Origin of the sequence: Olsenella sp. KH1P3, from assembly GCF_900167315.1 — a bacterium.
Classification (GTDB): Bacteria; Actinomycetota; Coriobacteriia; order Coriobacteriales; family Atopobiaceae; genus Olsenella_J; species Olsenella_J umbonata_A.
Genome location: NZ_FUWQ01000005.1, coordinates 55,357 through 74,188, shown reverse-complemented (window position 1 = coordinate 74,188; position 18,832 = coordinate 55,357). Strand labels below are relative to the sequence as shown.

The window sequence follows — 18,832 nt, the reverse complement described above, 5'->3', positions numbered from 1 at the left end:
GCTAGTCGCGCTCCCCCAAGCTCTCCAGAACGGCGTCTGCCGCCGCAAACGTGTCCATCGCATCCATGTCTAGCCAGCTGACGCGCCCGTCTCGCCTGAACCAGGAAAGCTGTCTCTTGGCATACCTGCGCGAGCGAGTCTTGATTGTTTCGACGGCCTCGTCCAGGGAGCAAACCCCGTCCAAGTAGTCAAGAATCTCCTTGTAGCCGATTGCCTGGCGGGCAGTTGCGGATGAGCCGAGCCCGCGGTCGAGAAGCGCCTCAACCTCAGCGAGCAGTCCCTGCTCCATCATGAGGTCGACGCGCTCGTTGATGCGCCTGTAGAGTCTCTCGCGGGACATCGCGAGTCCGAAAATGCGGGCGTCGTAGAAGGGTTTGCACTCGTGAAGGCCCTTGTGATGCTCGGCATACGAGACCCCGCCCTCGAGCATCTCGAGGGCGCGAACGACGCGACGCGTGTTGTTGGGGTGAATCAGCGCGGCGCTTGCCGGGTCGCGCGCGCTCAGGAGCGCGTACAGTGCCTCAGAGCCCTCCTGCTCCAGATAACGCTCATAGCGCTCGCGGGCGGGACTCTCGGTCGCGCCGGCGGGAAACTCCATGCGATCGACGACAGCATTGAGGTACAGGCCCGTACCGCCGCATAAGATGGGCAGCCTGTGCGCGCAAAGGAGATCGTCAATGCAGACGCGCGCGCCGCGCTGGAAGAGACGGACCGAATAGTCGTCGCCGACGTCGGCGACGTCAATCATCAGGAGCGGCGCGCGTCTCTCCTCCACGGGAGTCTTGGCCGTACCGACGTCCATCCCGCGATATACCTGCATGGCGTCGACCGATATGACGCTGGTCGCCAGCCTGACGGCAAGCTCGTCCGCGAGGGCGCTCTTGCCGGAGGCGGTCGGCCCCACAATGGCAACGACCAGAGGGCGGCTCATCGAGGATCGCCGACGAGCGCGCCGCGCAGGTACCAGGTTCTGGCCTCGGAAACGTGGACGTCGCACATCTTGCCGACATACTCGCCGGCGGTGTGACCCTCGGGAAGCGAAAAGAGCACGGTCTGGTTCTTCTCGCTGTGTCCCACCAAGACGGAGTCATCCTTCTTGGATGTGCCCTCCACGAGGGAGGTAACGACCTTGTCATAGTCGACCTGGTTTGCCTCGTGGGCCAGCTCGTCAACGAGCGACGCAAGGCGATCGAAGCGATTCTGAATGACGGAGCGAGGCGTGTCATCTGCGATTTTGGCGGCCGGGGTGCCAGGCCGCCTGGAGTAGATGAAGGTGTACGCGGACGAGAAGCCAACCTCGCGAACGAGGCTCATCGTGTCGAGGAAGTCCTCCTCCGTCTCGCCAGGGAAGCCGACGATGATGTCGGTAGAGAGGAAGAGGCCCGGGATGGCCGCCTTGAGGTCCTTCGCAAGGCGCAGGTACTCGTCGCGGTCATAACTGCGGTTCATGGCCTTAAGGATGCGCGAAGAGCCGGACTGGACCGCTAGGTGGAGGTGAGGCATCACGTTGGGCGTCTCAGCCATGGCTGCGATGGTCTCGGCCGAAAGGTCCTTGGGGTTCGACGAGGTAAAGCGGATTCGCTCGACGCCCGTGGCACCGACAGCCCTTAGGAGCTCCGCGAAGCGAGGCTCGCCATAGAGGTCACGGCCATAGGAGTTTACGTTCTGGCCCAAGAGCGTGATCTCGCGCACGCCGTCCGCGACAAGGCTCTCGCACTCGGCGACGATCCGCTCGAACACTCGGCTCTTCTCGCGCCCTCGAACGTACGGGACGATGCAGTAAGAGCAGAAGTTGTTGCAGCCGGTCATGATGGGCACCCAGGCGTGAAAGCGCTGCGCCCTGTGGCTGGGGAGGTCGGCGGAGAAGCCGCGGCCCTCCTCGACGACGTCGACGAAAACGCCATCGCCCTTCTCCTCGAAGGCACTGACAAGAAGTGCCGGAAGTTCTGCCAGGGCGCTCGTACCGAACACGACATCGACATTGGGCACGTGCTCCTTGAGCGCCTCGCCGTCGCGCTGAGCAATGCATCCGCCGATGGCGACCACGCGACGTCCAGAGGGGGCGGCAGGCAGACGGACCAGATTCGAAGCCTCGCCATACAGGTGGGTGTCAGCCTTCTCCCTGACCGAGCACGTCATGAAAACGACGACGTCAGCCTCGGCGGGACCCTCCACCTGGACGCAGCCGCAGTCATCAAGGAGACCTGCGACCCTCTCGGAATCATGGAGGTTCATCTGACATCCGAAAGTGCGGACGAAGTAGGTCTTCCCTACAAGCTGCTTGACTCTAGACACTAAGAAACCAACTCCGAGCTGCTGCTGTCGTCCGCAGAGCCGGTCTGCGGAACAATGCGATGTACGTACACGGCAATCCTGATGGCCGTACGGCTGTCGCCGTTAATGATTATGTCTGCAAACGTGGGAGCACAAGAGATGTCGACTCCCGTGGGAATCAGGAAGCCCCTGGCGATGGCAACAGCCTTTATCGCCTGATTGACGGCCCCAGCGCCAATTGCCTGAAGATTGACGGGGACCCCGTCCTTTACCATACCAGCGATAGCGCCTGCCACAGAAGCGGGCGACGACTTGCTGGAGACCTTAAGGAACTCCATGTGATACTCCCGGGTGCGTTTCTAGTCTTGCGGTGCGATGGTTTTGGTACTCAGTTACAAACAATTATCTTACAGTTTAGCTTCAGATATGAGGGGCTGACAAGCTAGTCGCCCTCGTCAATCTCAAAAGTAACAGTAATCTTGTTGCGCGTCACCCTAATCTTTGGGTCAGCGGCAAGACACAGGTAGTACTTGTCGGCGATAGACGAGAAATCCCTCTCCATCACGCGCGAGAAGTTCTCGAGGTCCTCGACGGAGACCTTGAGCCCCCTGCGGTCCTTCTGGAGGTCGACCTCCTTGGGATCGGGCGACCCCTTATGCGTGAGACGTGAGAAGACGCTGCGAAGGGGCTTGACCTGACCGCTCACGATGCGGTGCGCGGTGCGCTCGGACATGTCGAGCCCAAGGCCCCGAGAGACCTCGAAGAGCTCGGAGGCGTCCGCGGCAACAGCGAAGCGCTCAAGCACGGGGAGCTCGGAGAGCGTATCGACGAAGAGAAGGTCGGAACCCCCCAGGGAGGGCTTCACCCTCCTGCGTGCAGTCGCCGCGATCTCAGCAGGCGAACCGACATACACCTCGCACCTACCGCGCTCCTCGAGGGCGAACTCGCAGCAGGTGCGAATGATGTTGTGGGGACCGCGCACGACGGACTGGTTGCCGTCGTCGTCGCTGCCCAGAGATGGCCACGTGGACTGGTCCGCCCTCTCGCGAACCTTCTCGACATCCGTCACGACCTTGATGGACGACCCCTTGCCGGGAGCCGAGTCCACGACGCGAGCGGACTCGGCGTTCTCCTTCACCGAGAAGAGCGCCATTCCGCGACCATGCACGCCCCAGCGGTCCATATGGACGCTCTCGAGCTTTGAGGTGACGCGCGCATCGAAGATCCTGTCCCGCATGGACTCGGGAACCCCAGAGCCATCGTCGAGGATGGTCAGCTTTCGCGTGGAGCCGTCCCTGAACGTCGCGACGAAGATGCGGCGGGCACCTGCGTCGCGAGAGTTCCTCAGCATCTCGACGACAACGTCTTCGATGCAGCGGATATCGTGCTTTGCCTGACGGCGCTCCGCTTCGGAAACGCGAAGCTTGACGAAGCCGTCGCCAAAGTTCTCCTCGACACGCAGAGAGCGCTCGCCTCCCATGGAGGCAACGAAGTCAACGAGGTCGCTTGTCATACGAACGCGCCCAAGCTACTTCGCGACGTCGACGGCACGGGACTCGCGGATGACCACGACGCGAACCTGGCCGGGATACTCCATCTCGTCCTCGATCTGTTTGGCAATGTCGTGGGCAAGGACCGTCGCCTCGGAGTCGGAGATCTTCTCGGGCTGGACCATGACATGAAGCTCGCGACCGGCCTGCATAGCGTAGGTGCGCTCAACGCCCTCATGGGCATTGGAAATCTCCTCAAGCTTCTCAAGCCTCTTGATGTAGTTCTCGGCAGACTCGCGACGTGCACCGGGGCGTGCAGCGGAAATGGCGTCGGCAGCCTGGACCAGGACGTCAAGGACGGTATCGGGCTCGACGTCGGCGTGGTGTGCCTCGACAGCGTGAACGATCTCGCGACGCTCGCCGTAGCGGCGGCAGAGGTCGGCGCCGATGACGGCATGGGGACCCTCGACCTCGTGGTCAATGGCCTTGCCAAGGTCGTGGAGAAGGCCGGCTCGCTTGGCGATGGCCTCATCAAGACCGAGCTCGGATGCCATGATGCCGCAAAGAGCGGAGACCTGAATGGAGTGCTGAAGGACGTTCTGGCCAAAGGAGGTGCGGTACCTCAGTGCGCCAAGCGTCTTGATGAGCTCGGGGTGCAGGTCGTGGATGCCGGCGTCGAAGGCAGCCTGCTCGCCAGCCTCCTGGACGCGCTCGTTGACGAGCTTCTCGGCCTTCTTGTACATCTCTTCGATGCGCGCGGGGTGGATGCGCCCGTCAGCGATGAGATTCTCGAGGGCAACGCGGGCGGTCTCCCTGCGGACAGGATTGAAACTCGAGAGGACAACCGTCTCGGGAGTATCGTCGATGACCAGCGAGACACCGGAGACCTGCTCGAAGGTGCGGATGTTTCGCCCCTCGCGGCCGATGATGCGCCCCTTGAGGTCATCGGAGGGAATGTGGACGGACGTGACGGTAATCTCACCGGCCTGGTCGGCAGCGCAGCGCTGGATGGCAGTGCTCACGATCTCGCGCGCGGTCTTGTCGGCCTGAGCGCGGATCCTCTGCTCGGAGTCCCTGATGATCTGGGCCTCGTCCCGGACGACCTCGTTACGCACGCGATCGAGAAGCTCGCGGTGGGCGTCGTCGCGAGAGAGGTCTGCGATACGCTCGAGCTCGGAGGTCTGACGGGCGAAGAGCTCGTTGACCTCGTTCTGGCGGCGGTCGATCTGGCCCTGCTGGCTGGAGAGCTGGTGTTCCTTGCGATCGAGCGCGTCGTTGCGACGGTCGAGGGACTCCTCGCGCTGCATGATGCGATTCTCCATCGACTGGAGCTCCTGGCGCCTCTTGCGCTCGTCAGCCTCGCTCTGATTCTTGAGCTGGAGGATCTCCTCGCGCGCCTCGACGAGTGCGGACTTCTTCGCCGTAGCCGCATCCTTCTCGGCGGCATCAACGATCTTGGCAGCCTCGCTCTTGGCGTCCTCGAGGGTGCGGTTCGCCTCCTGGATCTTCGAGTTGCTGCCGCTCGTGGCGATGAAGTACGCGGCAACTGCACCGATGACCAGGCACACAAGCCCGATGACAATTTCCATAGTTCACTCCTCAGATGATTAGATTGCATAAAGTCTGTTCAGGAAACCGCCAGCATACGCAGCGGAACCCGCCATCTGAGGCGAATCTCGTCCCAAGGAGGTGCATTGTCTGGAATAAAAAAGATAAACAACGCCTGTCGACGAGCCCGACAAACGAGAAATACTCAAATGACGATTAAATCCTAGGTTGAATACCGAAAACTGTCAAACATGCACGGCGAGTAGCGTCGCCAAACGTACCAAATACACGAAAGAATCGTGCTAGACGAACCAAGAAACGCATTATCCGAGAAGCGTGCCCTCGTCCTTCAGGCGGGAGGCGACATCAGATGCAACGGAATACGAGAAACCGCGACCAATCAAATAGCGAACGGCCTTAGCGTAAGGGTCCCTTCCAGAGAAGCGCCTGCGAGACGCAAGCTCGTAAGCACGCTCCGCCTCGTTGGTCGCGTCGAAGTAAGAGTCAGGCCAGCCTTCGAGCGTCTCAACATCAACGCCCCTTCGGGAAAGCTCACGCTCAATCCGGAGCTCGCCCCAACCGGAGGAGATCTTTGACCTGATAAAGACGTCCGCATATCGCAAGTCGTTCAGGACGCCGACCTCAACCATCCTCTCCACAACAGACTTGACCACGTCGGATGGGTACCCGTCGCGCTGGAGGCGTAGAGTAAGCTCGGAGGTCGAGTAGTCCCTGCGGTTGATGAGGCCCTCTACGCGCTTGCGGCATTCGGTCTCCTCAAGCAAGGACAACTGAAAGATAAGCTCGGCACGTGAGTCAGGAAGCGACTCTCCGTCCTTCCTATGACGTGCAAGGACCTTCGCGACCGAAACGGGCACGAAGAGCTCCTCATGCCCACGAGACTCCGAATCGATGCAGATGGAGGCCTTGGGCTTATAGAAAGTGGAGCGTGAGCCCTTGGAGCCAGGAAGGGAAACGCTCCACTCGAACGAACCAGAGGAACCCATCGCGACTACTTCGCCTCAGCGGTGTCCGAGAGGGCAACTGGAACGCCGACAGGCTCGTCACCAAAGTCAAGGCCGCACGCCACCCGTACCTTGTGGTCGATCTCCTCGCGAAGGTCGGGGTTGCTGGCCAAAAAGGCCTTGGCAGCCTCCCTGCCCTGGCCAAGCCTCTCCGTCTCGTAGGTGAACCATGCGCCGCTCTTGTTGACGACGTCCAGGTCGACAGCCATGTCCAGGATGGAGCCCTCCTTGGAGATACCCGTGCCGTACATGATGTCGAACTCGGCCTGCTTGAAGGGAGGAGCGACCTTGTTCTTGACGACCTTGACCCTCACCCTATTGCCGATGACGTCGCCGTCTTTCTTGATCGAATCGATCCTGCGGATGTCCATGCGAACCGAAGAGAAGAACTTGAGGGCACGTCCACCGGGCGTCGTCTCGGGGTTGCCGAACATGATGCCGATTTTCTCGCGGAGCTGGTTGATGAAGATGCAGGTCGTCTTGGACTTAGAGAGCGAGCCTGCAAGCTTGCGGAGCGCCTGGCTCATAAGGCGAGCCTGGAGGCCGACGGTGGTGTCGCCTATCTCACCCTCGATCTCGGCGCGCGGGACGAGCGCGGCGACCGAGTCAACGACCACGACGTCGATGGCACCGGAGCGAACAAGCATGTCACAGATCTCGAGTGCCTGCTCGCCGGTATCGGGCTGAGAGATGAGGACCTCGTCGATGTCGACGCCGATGCGGGCGGCGTAGCCGGGGTCAAGCGCGTGCTCGGCATCGATAAAAGCCACGACACCGCCCATAGCCTGGGCCTCGGCGAGGATCTCGAGTGAAAGCGTCGTCTTGCCCGAGGACTCGGGGCCGTAGATCTCGATGATGCGCCCACGCGGAACGCCACCGATACCCAGGGCGGCATCCAAGGCCAAAGAACCGGTAGGGATGGCTTCGATGTCGAGGTCTACGCCGCCGTCACCGTACTTCATGATTGCGCCCTTGCCAAACTTCTTGACGATCTCGGACGTGGTGGCGTCGATCATCTTGTCGCGCTCTTCGCCGTAGGTCTTCTCGTGCACAGCGCGTGCGGATCCCTTGCTCTTGGCCATAATCACTCCCAATTCGAAAGACTACCGAAATAGTAGTCGAACACCCGTTCGGTGTCAAACCATGCTTCCAGTTAAGCAAATTGGACTTGCGGGAAACTGACCCAGCGAGAGGGGTTAGAAGCTGCGCGCACAAAGTCGCAGCTTCTACTAGGCAAGCGCGTCTTTCAGCATTGTGAGGGCGACAAAGGTCGCCTTGCGCCTCACCTGGTCGCGATTTCCGGAGAAAAGATGCAGCTCGCTCTTCGTCGACCCAACAGATGCGATTCCGAACCAAACGGACCCCACCGGCTTATTCGGCTCGGCGCCTGTCGGTCCCGCAATCCCCGTGACCGAAACGGCAACGTCGCAGGAGAGAACAAGACGCGCACCAGCGGCCATGGCCTCGGCACACTCAGAGGAGACCGCACCGATGCCGGGCGTATCAAGAATGTCGCTCGAGACACCGAGGACGTCGTGCTTCACCCCTATCGCATAGCTCACGACGCCACCCCTAACAGTGGCCGAGGAGCCTGAGACCGAGGTGAGGGCCGCAGCGACAAGCCCTCCGGTGCAGGACTCCGCGGTGCCGACAAGGCTGCCGGAGGAAACTCCAAGCAAAACGACCTCCCCCGCAAGGCGAGAGAGGTCGTCGTCGGAAGGAAGCTCTATGTCCGAGTCGGAAAGCGACAAGCTACTCACCCTCCGTAATGAAAGCCCAGCTCTTTACGAAGTAATCAATGCCGCTCCAGGCAGTCAGGACGACGGCGGCGAGCAGCAGGACGTACGAGATGACGGAAAGACCCGACGCGAGGACACCGGCGGGAAGAGAGCGTAGCAGCATGAGACCGGAAAGCGAGACCATGGTAGTCGCAGTCTTCCACTTGCCGAGGTTGGACGCGGCGATGACGGTGCCCGCGGAAGCCACGACCATGCGCAGGCCAGAAACAAGGAACTCGCGCGAGACGATGACGAGCAGCACCCACGGAGACGTCATGCCCTTCTCCAAAAAGAAACAAAGCGCGACGATGACAACGAGCTTGTCGGCGATGGGGTCCAAGAACTTACCGAAGGTGGTCACCTCTCCCCTGCTGCGCGCAAGGTAACCGTCGAGCTTGTCCGTAAGGGAGAGCAGGATAAAGAAAACGGCCGAGAAGAGCGCGGCAAACGAGACCGAAGAGCCATCCGAGGCGGGGCACAGCTCGGCCACGGCAAGCCAGACGGGAACGAATATGACGCGGACGCTGGTGACAACGTTTGCAGGCGTCCAGATAGATTTGTTGGAACTCATGAACTAACTACTCCCCAATGATCTCGCCAACAAGCTCATAGCAGAAGGAATCGACCAGCTTGACGCGGACGACGTCACCCACGGAGGCCTCGCCCTCGGCGATGTGGACCGCGCCGTCGCAGTCGGGAGCCTGGAACCAGGTGTGACCGATGAGCTCGACGCCGTCGTCGGTCTCCTCGACGCCGTCGATGATGACGTCGGCCTCCTCTCCCACGTGCTTTGCGGTGGCAGCAAAGCCCATCTCCTCCGCGACATCCAGAAGCTGCTGGGCGCGGTCGAGCTTGACGTCCTCGCTCACCTGATTGGCCATCTTGGCCGCGGCCGTGCCGTCCTCCTGCGAGTAGGAAAACACCGAGGTATAGTCGAACTCCTGCTCGGTGACGAAGGAAAGAAGCTCGTCGAACTGGTCGTCGGTCTCGCCGGGGAAGCCGACGAGACCCGTCGTCCTGAGCACCATGCCGGGAATCTCGCTGCGAAGCTTATCGAAGACGGCACGCAGCTGTTCGAGAGACCCGGAGCGGTTCATCGACTTGAGGATCTTCTCGTCGCAGTGCTGAACGGGTATGTCGATGTAGTTCAGGACCTCAGGCGTGTCGCGAATCGCTGCGATAAGGTCGTCCGTCATGCCCTCGGGCTGGAGGTATAGCACGCGAACCCAGCCGTTGTAGGGACGCACCACCTCGCCGACCCTGCGAAGGAGCCATGCAAGGGAGTAACCGTCACCCATGTCGCTGCCCCAGATACCAGTGTCCTGGCCGATGAGAACAACCTCGCGCACGCCACCCCTCATAAGCTCGGCAACCTCGTCGAGAATCTCGGCGGCAGGACGCGAGTGGTAGCGCCCGCGAATGTAGGGAATCGCACAGAAGGCACAGTAGCGATCGCAGCCGTCGGAAATCTTCACGAAGGCGCTCGCGCCTTCGACGGTCCTCAAAACGCGATTGCCAAGGGCCTCACTGTCCTGCCCCTCGATGTCCAAGACGCCACGAACAACCTCAACGATGCCATCCTCCTCGTCAGCGCGGACGAAGGCCGCGACCTCGGGAAGCTGTCCGGCAAGCTGGTCGCCGTAGCGAGAGGGCACGCAGCCGCACATGACGATGGGACGCCTGCGCACGCCCTGGGCGACGTCATCGGCAAGGTCGAGCGTGGCGTCAATGGACTCGGAGGTCGCCGAGGCGAGGAACGAGCAGGTGTTGATGAGAACGACGTCGGCCTCGTCCACGTCGTGGGCCTCGCCGAAGCCCGCCTCGTTAAGAAGCGCGCGCATGCGGTCGGTGTCGACCTCATTTTTGGCGCAGCCAAGCGTGACGTAGAGGCAGTTGAGAATGGGGTTATCGGTAGTTGTTGAACTGGAGAGGCTGGCCATAGTCCCTTTCCTTTAGCGAGCTAATGACTTTCTGAAGCGTGTCGCGCGAAGCGGACGAGACGCGGAGCTTGTCGCCCTCGACGGTCACCCTGCACTTTAGCTTGAGATCGCGAATGTCCTTTGAGATCTTCTTTGCGGTCTCCTTGTCAATCCCCTGGACAATGCGGGCGCAGCGGTAGACCAAGGTGCCCGAGGAAGAGCAGGTGTCGTCCCACCTGAGCGCGGTGAGATCAATCAGGCGCTTAGATAGCTTGGAGTTGAGCACGTCCACAACCTGCCCCACAACGAACTCCGAGGGGGCGACGACCTTGAAGGTCGCGTCTCTCTTCGAAAACTCGATGCTCGAGTCGGTCTGCTTCAGGTCATAGCGCTGCGTCAGCTCACGCGAAGCCTGATGGTAGGCATTGTCTACTTCCTGGATATCAACCACAGAGACAATGTCGAAGCTGGATTCCTTTGCCATGGTTCCCCTCGCACTAGTTCTTCTGGGAGCTCGAGCCGGTCTTCTTCGAGCCCTTGGCCGAGCTTGCAGTCGCGCTCTTCGAGCCGCTCGAAGAGGTTGAGGATGAATCGCCACTGGAGGTCACGGAAGCATCCGAGCCATCAGATGCGTCGTCGGACTTGGTAGCGACCTTGGTGCCCGCAATGGTAACGGTACCGATGCCGGAGGTCTTGTTGTCGAACTTCTGGGTCTCGCCGTTCTTCTTAACCGTCACTGCGGAGGTGTTGCTCACCTGCACGGTGATGGAGTCGGTAACGACGAAGCTCTTCTTCCAGGGACCGGTTATCTGCTCAGCCACCTCGCTCTTCCCGTCGCACTCGATCTCTACCCAGGACACCTCGCCGTCTTCGACGCTCACGACCACGTCGGTCTCGGTGTTCGCGTCTTGCTCATCCTTCTCGTTCTTGGCAGCGACGGCTTCGGCAGCGGCCTCCTCCTCTTCCTTGGAATTGCTATCCGAGGAGCCTGGACTGGAGTCACTTGGCTTCGACTGGGACTGCGTCTGGGTCGAAGAGGAGCTGACCTCAACAGTCTTCGAGCCGCTGGCCCCCTTGCTCACGCAGGAGTTGATGGACGAGATTACGACCACAGTCAAGATCACCGCACAGGCAACCAGTCCGAAGCCGATGGCACGGCGGCTATCCGAGAAGAACGCCTCAATCACGCCCATGACACCGCCGCGTGGCGGCTTGGGGTTCCTGCGTGCACGGTTGTAGCGACGCGGGTCCTCGCTCGGCCGACGGCGTGCGACGTTGGGTCGGTCAGTGCGCGCGATGTTGCGAGAGGACTGCCTGCCCGAGAGCGTCGAGGCAGCCTCATAGGGACGAGCATTGTCATATCTGAGGTCGTCGCGGTACTCGCTCGGGTTGACGCGGCGGACGCTCACGCGGTCGCGAGACGAGCGATCCGCATAGCCCTCGGATCCGCGGTAGCGCGAAGCATAGCCGGAGCGATCGGCCTGCTGACGGTAGCGCGATGACCTGCCGCCGTCGCGACCGGAAGAATAGTTGGACATGTCCCTTCCGCTATAGCGACGCGGAATAATGTCGCCACGTGCCGCCGAGCGGCTGCTGACCAGAGGCGTCGAGCCCTGTCCGCGCGCACTCGCACGCGTGGTCGTGTAGCCATACACGTCTCCAGCATAGCCGCCCGAGGTGGGAAGAAGCCCGCGACTGCCTTCGTAGTGGCCGCCCCCGGAGCCCTCGCCCGGAAGTTCGTAGGAAGGCCCTTCTCCCCCACTCCCTCGACGCGAGCCGCCGCGGCCGGCAATCTGGCGCCCCGACCCACCGTGCTCCCAATCGGCCAAGTCAGCCGAGAACTGTGCCGTCACCATGCGCGGATTAAGGCCGAGGTAGCGAGCGTAGGAGGAGAGCATACCCTGGGCGTAGCCTGACTTGGGCATCATCTGGAAGTCGCCGTCCTCAAATGCCATGAGGACGTCCTCCCTCAGGCGTAGCACATTGGCCGCCTGCTTGATGGAAAGGCCGAGCTCGCGTCTTCTGTCGACGAGCATCTCGCTGAAGCGAGGACGCGCCATGCTACACCTCCCTATACTTTGCTTCCTGCGTCTTAAGGTCCTCAAGGGCCTCTTTATCCAGAAGGACCTCTCGGGGCTTGGAGCCGTCGGGTGGACCGACGACGCCCTTAGCCTCGAGCATGTCCATGATTCGTCCTGCCCTAGCGTAGCCCACCTTGAGCCTGCGCTGGAGGCCAGAGGTAGAACCCAACTGCGAGTCCACAACAATCTGCGCGGCCTCCCAGACGAGCGGGTCGTCGTCCTCCCCGACCTCTTCGCGTCCGCCGCCAGGCATGCCGGGGACCACCTGGGAGAGAATCTCCTCGTGGTAGTCAGGCTCCGCCTGGTCGCGAATGAAGCTCACGACCTCCTCGATCTCGTTGTCAGAGGTGTAGCAGCCGAGCACGCGCCTCGGGGCGAGGCCGCGGTCCTTGAAGAGCATGTCACCATTGCCCAAAAGGCGCTCGGCGCCAGTCTCATCGAGAATGACGCGCGAGTCGATGCCGGAGGCGACCTTAAGGCCGACGCGACTGTCGATGTTGGACTTGATGAGGCCCGTGACGACGTTGGCGGAGGGACGCTGGGTTGCAATTACGAGGTGAATGCCGGCCGCACGCGCGAGCTGGGCGATGCGGACGATGGAGGCCTCGACATCCTTTCCAGCAGTCATCATGAGATCCGAAAGCTCGTCCACCACGACAACGATGTAGGGCAGGGGCTCGGGGGGATTGTCCATCTCGGAGAGCTTGCCGGTTTTGCACATCTCGTTATAGACGAGAATGTTGCGAGCTCCGGCACGCTCGAAGACCTTGAGCCTGCGCTCCATCTCGGAGACCGCCCACTGCAGGGCGCTCGCAGCCTGGCGTGGGTCGGTGACGACCGGGACGTAGAGGTGCGGCAACCCGTTGTAGCTCGAGAACTCGACGCGCTTTGGGTCGACCATAATCATGCGCACCTGTTTGGGGGTCGCACGCATGAGAATCGACATGATCATCGAGTTGATCATGACGGATTTGCCCGAGCCGGTGGTGCCGGCAACGAGCATGTGGGGCATCTTCGAGATGTCTGCTATGACGGGCTTGCCGGCGGAGTCGCGGCCTATGGCGACCTCGAGGGGGCCGCCCGTGGCATAGGGCAGGACATCGCCCAGGTGGACGTTGGACCTCTTGCTGTTAGGAATCTCGACGCCCACGTAGCTCGTGCCCTTGATGGGCGCGAAGATGCGAACCTTCTCGGCGGCAAGCGTAAGAGCAATATCGTCCTCGAGGTTCTTGATCCTGCTGACGCGTTCGCCCTCGCCCATCTCGATACGGAAGGTCGTGACGATGGGGCCCGAGATATAATCCACGACGCGGCTCGACAGGCCAAACTCCCTCAAGGTTCCCTGAAGGCGCTCGCGCGTCTCGTCCAGCTCCTCTTTGGAGGCCGCGGCGTTGGCACTGTGGGGGTTGCTGCTCAGCATGTTGAACGGAGGAAGCTCATATCCGTCGACATCGTCTCCAGGACGCGAACCCGAGGCCTTCGCGCGCGTCGTCTTCTGCTTTGCGACGGCCTGCTTGGCGGGCTTGCCCCTCTTGGCGGAGTCCTCATGGGGTTTGTCGACGGTCGCGCGAGAGCTGCGTGCGTTGCGAATGAAGTCAGGCACGGCGGCAGGAACGCTCTCCTCGTCGTCCGGCTCGGGCTGGACGCGCACGTCACACAAGGGCTCGCCTTCTCCGGCGAGCTCGCCGCCGAAGTCGATGGCGGGCTGAGTGACGTCCGTGTCGATGTCGGGATGCTTCTTGCGCCTGAGCAGGCGGGTCTTTGGCTGGGTAGCCTCGAGGTTCCCATCGGCTTGGACGTCGTCGAGTCTGACGGTCGGAGCGTCCTCGACACGGCCCCTGGAGTGGCGTCCGCGCAGAAGGACGCTGGTGCGCCTGGAGCCGATGAAGCTGGTGGGAGCCTCGACGTCGTCGTCTGCCAGATTGTCGTCAGACTGCAGGCCGCGGGCGGACTCGGCAAGGGAGGCCTCGCGCTTGCGCTCTCGGGCGAGCCTGATGGAGTCACCGACCTGCTCGGCTTTGCCGCGGATACGGGCAACGGCACCAGAGATGGAGAAGCCACAGATGACCGCGCCGACGACGATGACGCCAGCGAGAATGACGTAGCCCACGTCACGGCCGACGGTGCTCAGCAGGGCATACGCCACGCAACCGCCGACGTATCCGCCATAGCTGCCGACAATCTCCTCGGCGACGACCATGTAGGGCCTCTCGAGAGTTCCGGGAACGGTCAGCGAGATCATGCCCAGAATCGAGACGATGATGAGGAAAAGGCCAAGAGCGACCTTGTGGCCTATGGGCTCGTCCTCCCCCAAAAAGAGCGTGGCCGCGAATATGATGAGCGAAATCGGGCAGAGCAGGGCACCCACGCCAAAACAGAGCACCAGGAACTCGCCGACCGCCTTCGTCACGGGAGCGTTGCTGGGAGATACAAGCGCTAAGACCATCGCGATGGCAACCACGATGATACAAACTCCCACGATGTCGAAGACCGCGGAGCCCCTCTCGGGCAGAAGATGCTCGAGGGCCGATCCGTTCGCGGCGCCGCGGGACGAACTACGCCTCTTTTTTGCGTTTGATCTGCTTTTAGAGGGCATTTAAACCTCCATCACGACCGGAATGACCATGGGTCGCGTGCGCGTCTTGTTCCAAAGGTAGTTGGAAAGGCTGTTGCGGGAGCTCTTGCGCAGGGACTCGACGTTCGAGCCCTCCTTGCTCGCCATGCGCTGGAGCGTCTGCCTGACGGTCTCCTGGGCCTCGTTCGCGATGTCGTCGACCGAGAAGGAGACGCCTCGGCAGGAGATCTCGACGTTGCCGACGGCGCGGCTGCGCTTGGAGACGGTAGAGACGACGGTGACGATGCCATCGCTCGCGAGCTTCTGGCGATCGCGGAAGACGACGGGGTTCGCGTCGGTGATGGAGAGGCCGTCGACGTACACGACACCGGACTCGACGGGTCGGCCCCAGCCGACCTTGCCGTTGACCATCTCGAGCGTATCGCCGTTGTCGGCGACGAAGATGTGGTCGGCGCGCATGCCCATCTCCTGGGCGAGCTTCGCGTGGGCCCTCAGGTGCACGGCCTCGCCGTGAACAGGCATGAAGAAACGTGGCTTTGCCATGGCCAGCATGAGCTTGAGCTCCTCCTGGGAGCCGTGGCCCGAGACATGGACAAGCGTTGTGCTCTTGTCATAGACGGCGCACCCGATCTTGGACAGCGAGTTTATTATGCCCTGGACGCTCTTCTCGTTGCCCGGGATGGGGTTGGCCGAGATGATGACCGTGTCATCGGCCGTGATGGTGAAAGATTTGTGGTCGCCATTGGCCATGCGCGAGAGGGCGCTCATGGGCTCGCCTTGGCTTCCGGTGCACATGACGACGATCTTGTCGTCGGGGATGTCCTCGACCTCGAAGCCGTCGATGATGTCGTCGGGATCGATCTTCAGGTAACCCAGCTCACGGGCGATCTTGGTGTTCTGCACCATCGAGCGGCCGGTGACAACGACCTTGCGACCGACGGCCGTGCTGGCATCGCAAATCTGCTGCAGACGATGGATGTGGCTCGAGAAGGACGCGACAATGACGCGGCCCTTGGCGTTCTTGATGATGTGTCGGATGGCGGGGCCCACGGCCGACTCGCTCTTCGTGAAGCCGGGACGCGTGGCGTTGGTCGAGTCCGACATGAGCAGGTCAACGCCGAGGGTAGCGAACCTGTTGATGGCCTGGTAGTTGGGTGTGACGCCGTCAATCGGGGTCTGGTCGAGCTTGAAGTCGCCCGTGTGCATGACAGAGCCCGCCGGCGTGCGCATATAGACGCCCAGCGCGCCCGGGATGGAGTGTGTCATCGAGAAGAAGTCGATGCTGAAAGCACCCAGGTTGATGTGCGTGCCGTTGGAGACGTCGCGGAACTTGGGCGAGTTGATCTTGTGCTCGGCGAGCTTGCCCTCTATGATGCCCAGGGTCAGCTTCGAGGAGTAGATGGGGACCTTCTTGGCGAGGTCCATCAGGACGTACGGCAGCGCGCCCGTGTGGTCCTCGTGGCCGTGCGTAATAATGATGCCGCGAAGCTTTTCCTCGTTCTCGAGGACGTAGGAGTAGTCGGGCAGGATGAGGTCTATGCCAGGCTGCTCGTCATCGGGGAACATGAGACCGGCATCGACCAGAATCATGTCGCTGCCGTACTCGAAGGCGGTCATGTTCTTGCCGATGCCGTCGAGTCCACCCAGCGGAATGATCCTCAGGGGAGTCTGCTTTTTTGCCATTGGTTGAAAAATCCTTTCGACGTTTTAACTGCGATATCAAAGGCGGAAGCCCGCCTAACCTTTGAAAGAAGGACCAAACCATGCTGGTCATATCTTTCTTATTTTACTCACATATCGCCGTCAGGAGAGATTCGTAGGCCAAACCCCATAGGAAATCGCCAGTTTGCGCAGCCGAGAAGCAAAAAAGCGGGCGCCCGAAGGCGCCCGCCAAGCGTGTGCTCAATTCTGCGCCAGAGGACTAGCCCTCATGGTGACGACGCGGCTGACGACCGTTGCCGCCGTTGCCATGCTTGTCACCGGGACGACGGTGCCTGCGCTCGCCGCCCTTGCGCTCGCCCTCGGAGTCAGGGCCGCCAGAGACCTCCGGCTTGTCGATGCGATCGAGGCTAATCTTGCCCTTCTCGTCCACCTCGAGGACCTTGACCTTGACCTCGTCGCCAATGTTGAGGACATCCTCGACCTTGCCGACGCGACCCTGAGCGACGCGGGAGATGTGGAGCAGGCCGTCCTTGCCAGGAAGCAGCTCGACGAAGGCGCCAAACGGCTGGATATTGACAACACGGCCGGTGTACTCCTCGCCCACCTCGGGAACCTTGACGATAGCCTTGATGCGCTCGGCAGCCTCGTCGCCCGCGCCGTTGGTACCGGCGATAAAGACAGTGCCATCCTCCTGGATGTCAATCGTGGCGCCCGTGTCGTCCTGGATGCCGCGGATGACCTTGCCGCCGGAGCCGATGACGTCGCGAATCTTGTCAGTCGGGATGGTGAGACTGATGATCTGCGGCGCGCTGTCCTTGGTGTTCTCGCGCGGAGCGGGGATCTGTTCGAGCATGGCGTCGAGGATGAACATACGCCCCTCGTGCGCCTGCTGCAGGGCCTGCTTGAGGATCTCGGGCGTGAGGCCGGTGGCCTTATTGTCCATCTGCATGGCGGTGATGCCCTTGGTGGTGCCCGTCACCTTGAAGTCCATGTCACCGAGGAAGTCCTCGAGGCCCTGGATGTCGGTCAGGACGACGGTCTTGCCCTCCTCCTGGATGAGGCCCATGGCGACGCCGGAGACAGGACGCTTCAGAGGAACGCCGGCGTCCATGAGGGCGAGCGTGGATCCGCAGGTCGACGCCATCGACGAGGAGCCGTTGGACTCCATGACCTCGGAGACGACACGGATGGTGTAGGGGAACTCGTCCTCAGAGGGGATGACGGGGAGAAGCGCGCGCTCGGCCAGGTTGCCATGGCCGATCTCGCGGCGCTTGGGGCTGCCCATGCGGCCGGTCTCGCCGGTGCAGAACGGCGGGAAGTTGTAGTGGTGGATGTAGCGCTTTCCGTCGACGGGCTCGATGGTGTCAAGACGCTGCCACTCGTTGAGCATGCCAAGCGTGGCGACGGAGAGCACCTGGGTCTGGCCACGCTGGAAGAGGCCAGAGCCGTGAACCAGCGGCAGGTAGTCGGGCTTGACCATCAGGGGACGGACCTCCGTGGCCGTACGGCCGTCAACGCGCTCGCCGGTCTCGACGACCATCTTGCGCATCGCGTGCTTCTCGAGGCTCTTGAGCTCGACGGGAATCGCACGATCCCACTCAAGCTGCTCCTCCTCGGTGAACTCGGCCTTGATGGCCTCCTTCAGCTCCTCGACCTTGCCCATGCGGGACTGCTTGTCAGCGTCCTTGAGGGCGGCGGACATCTCGTCGAAGTGGGCGAAGATCCTCTCGTGAACCTCGGGAATGGGCTCGTCGAGGATGTACTCGCGCACCGGGAACGGGCCGTTGGCCTCGATGACCTTGTCAAAGAACCTCTTCTGCTCCTCGCAGAAGGCTGCGATGGCCTCCTGGCCGAAAGCCATGGCAGCAAGCATGTCCTCCTCGGAGATCTCGTCGGCGCCAGCCTCGAGCATTGAGATGAACGTGGCGGAGCCTCCGAGCTCGAGGTCGAGGTCAGAGGCGTCACGCTCCTCGTAGGTCGGATTGACGATGAACTCGCCGGTCTCGGCGTCACGGCCGATGCGGACGCAGGCGAGCGGACCCTCGAAGGGCACGCCACCGACGGTCAGGGCAGCTGAGGCGCCCATGATCGAGATGGTGTCGACGGGGTTGACCTGGTCAGCCACGAGCGGCATGGCCACGATCTGAACCTCGTTGCGGAAGCCGTCGGGGAACGACGGGCGAATGGGGCGATCTATCATGCGAGCGGTGAGGGTGGCCTTCTCGGAAGGACGCGCCTCGCGCTTGAGATAGCCACCGGGGATGCGACCGACGGAGTACATCTTCTCGATGAAGTCCACGGTCAGGGGGAAGAAGTCGTAGTTCTTGCGCTCCTTCGAGACGACGACCGTCACGTTGACGGTGGAGTCTCCGCAGGACACGAGGCACTCGCCCGTTGCCTGCTTCGCGAGCTCGCCGGTCTCAAACTTGTAGTGCTTGCCGTACAGGTCGAACTCGTGCGTAACCTTTGCCATTATCTTT

Annotated in this window: 15 protein-coding genes; all 15 read right to left on the bottom strand. The window is 61.8% G+C overall.

Annotation, left to right across the window (positions count from 1 at the left end; all coding sequences use genetic code 11):
• Position 1: 1 nt before the first annotated feature.
• The 15 genes from miaA to B5D13_RS07090 all read right to left on the bottom strand — a co-directional run bounded on the left by miaA (position 2) and on the right by B5D13_RS07090 (position 18,825).
• Positions 2 to 931 (bottom strand): tRNA (adenosine(37)-N6)-dimethylallyltransferase MiaA, encoded by a 930-nt coding sequence (gene miaA, locus B5D13_RS07160; protein ID WP_078687640.1) that lies wholly within the window; start codon positions 929 to 931, stop codon positions 2 to 4.
• The gene (gene miaB, locus B5D13_RS07155) at positions 928 to 2,295 is read right to left on the bottom strand and encodes a tRNA (N6-isopentenyl adenosine(37)-C2)-methylthiotransferase MiaB (protein WP_078687639.1); all 1,368 of its coding nucleotides are present in this window, start codon (positions 2,293 to 2,295) and stop codon (positions 928 to 930) included. Before miaB ends, miaA begins: the two co-directional genes overlap by 4 nt.
• Positions 2,295 to 2,612 (bottom strand): stage V sporulation protein S, encoded by a 318-nt coding sequence (locus tag B5D13_RS07150; RefSeq protein ID WP_078687638.1) that lies wholly within the window; start codon positions 2,610 to 2,612, stop codon positions 2,295 to 2,297. The genes miaB and B5D13_RS07150 overlap by 1 nt, the downstream gene beginning before the upstream one ends.
• A 104-nt stretch (positions 2,613 to 2,716) precedes the next feature.
• Positions 2,717 to 3,787 (bottom strand): ATP-binding protein, encoded by a 1,071-nt coding sequence (locus tag B5D13_RS07145; protein WP_078687637.1) that lies wholly within the window; start codon positions 3,785 to 3,787, stop codon positions 2,717 to 2,719.
• Positions 3,788 to 3,802: 15 nt separating this feature from the next.
• The gene (gene rny, locus B5D13_RS07140; protein WP_078687636.1) at positions 3,803 to 5,353 is read right to left on the bottom strand and encodes a ribonuclease Y; all 1,551 of its coding nucleotides are present in this window, start codon (positions 5,351 to 5,353) and stop codon (positions 3,803 to 3,805) included.
• Positions 5,354 to 5,635: 282 nt separating this feature from the next.
• Positions 5,636 to 6,319: a regulatory protein RecX gene (locus B5D13_RS07135; protein ID WP_078687635.1), complete on the bottom strand. Its 684-nt coding sequence runs from the start codon at positions 6,317 to 6,319 to the stop codon at positions 5,636 to 5,638.
• 5 nt (positions 6,320 to 6,324) lie between these two features.
• Positions 6,325 to 7,419, bottom strand: coding sequence for a recombinase RecA (recA, locus tag B5D13_RS07130; RefSeq protein ID WP_078687634.1), 1,095 nt, complete (start codon positions 7,417 to 7,419; stop codon positions 6,325 to 6,327).
• A 147-nt stretch (positions 7,420 to 7,566) separates the two neighbouring features.
• Positions 7,567 to 8,088, bottom strand: a complete 522-nt coding sequence (locus tag B5D13_RS07125) for a CinA family protein (protein ID WP_078687633.1) — start codon at positions 8,086 to 8,088, stop codon at positions 7,567 to 7,569.
• A gap of 1 nt (position 8,089) precedes the next feature.
• Positions 8,090 to 8,686, bottom strand: a complete 597-nt coding sequence (gene pgsA, locus B5D13_RS07120) for a CDP-diacylglycerol--glycerol-3-phosphate 3-phosphatidyltransferase (RefSeq protein ID WP_078687632.1) — start codon at positions 8,684 to 8,686, stop codon at positions 8,090 to 8,092.
• 7 nt (positions 8,687 to 8,693) lie between these two features.
• Entirely contained in the window at positions 8,694 to 10,055 is a 1,362-nt protein-coding gene (rimO, locus tag B5D13_RS07115) for a 30S ribosomal protein S12 methylthiotransferase RimO (RefSeq protein ID WP_078687631.1), read from the bottom strand.
• Complete coding sequence (locus tag B5D13_RS07110) at positions 10,021 to 10,518, bottom strand: YajQ family cyclic di-GMP-binding protein (protein ID WP_078687630.1); 498 nt, start codon at positions 10,516 to 10,518, stop codon at positions 10,021 to 10,023. Before B5D13_RS07110 ends, rimO begins: the two co-directional genes overlap by 35 nt.
• A gap of 13 nt (positions 10,519 to 10,531) precedes the next feature.
• Complete coding sequence (locus B5D13_RS07105; RefSeq protein ID WP_078687629.1) at positions 10,532 to 12,094, bottom strand: helix-turn-helix domain-containing protein; 1,563 nt, start codon at positions 12,092 to 12,094, stop codon at positions 10,532 to 10,534.
• Between the two features lies 1 nt (position 12,095).
• On the bottom strand, positions 12,096 to 14,711 hold the full coding sequence (locus B5D13_RS07100; protein ID WP_078687628.1) for an FtsK/SpoIIIE family DNA translocase: 2,616 nt from the start codon (positions 14,709 to 14,711) through the stop codon (positions 12,096 to 12,098).
• Complete coding sequence (locus B5D13_RS07095; RefSeq protein WP_078687627.1) at positions 14,712 to 16,373, bottom strand: ribonuclease J; 1,662 nt, start codon at positions 16,371 to 16,373, stop codon at positions 14,712 to 14,714. It abuts the gene before it with no gap.
• A gap of 238 nt (positions 16,374 to 16,611) precedes the next feature.
• Positions 16,612 to 18,825: a polyribonucleotide nucleotidyltransferase gene (locus tag B5D13_RS07090; protein WP_078687626.1), complete on the bottom strand. Its 2,214-nt coding sequence runs from the start codon at positions 18,823 to 18,825 to the stop codon at positions 16,612 to 16,614.
• Positions 18,826 to 18,832: the final 7 nt, after the last annotated feature.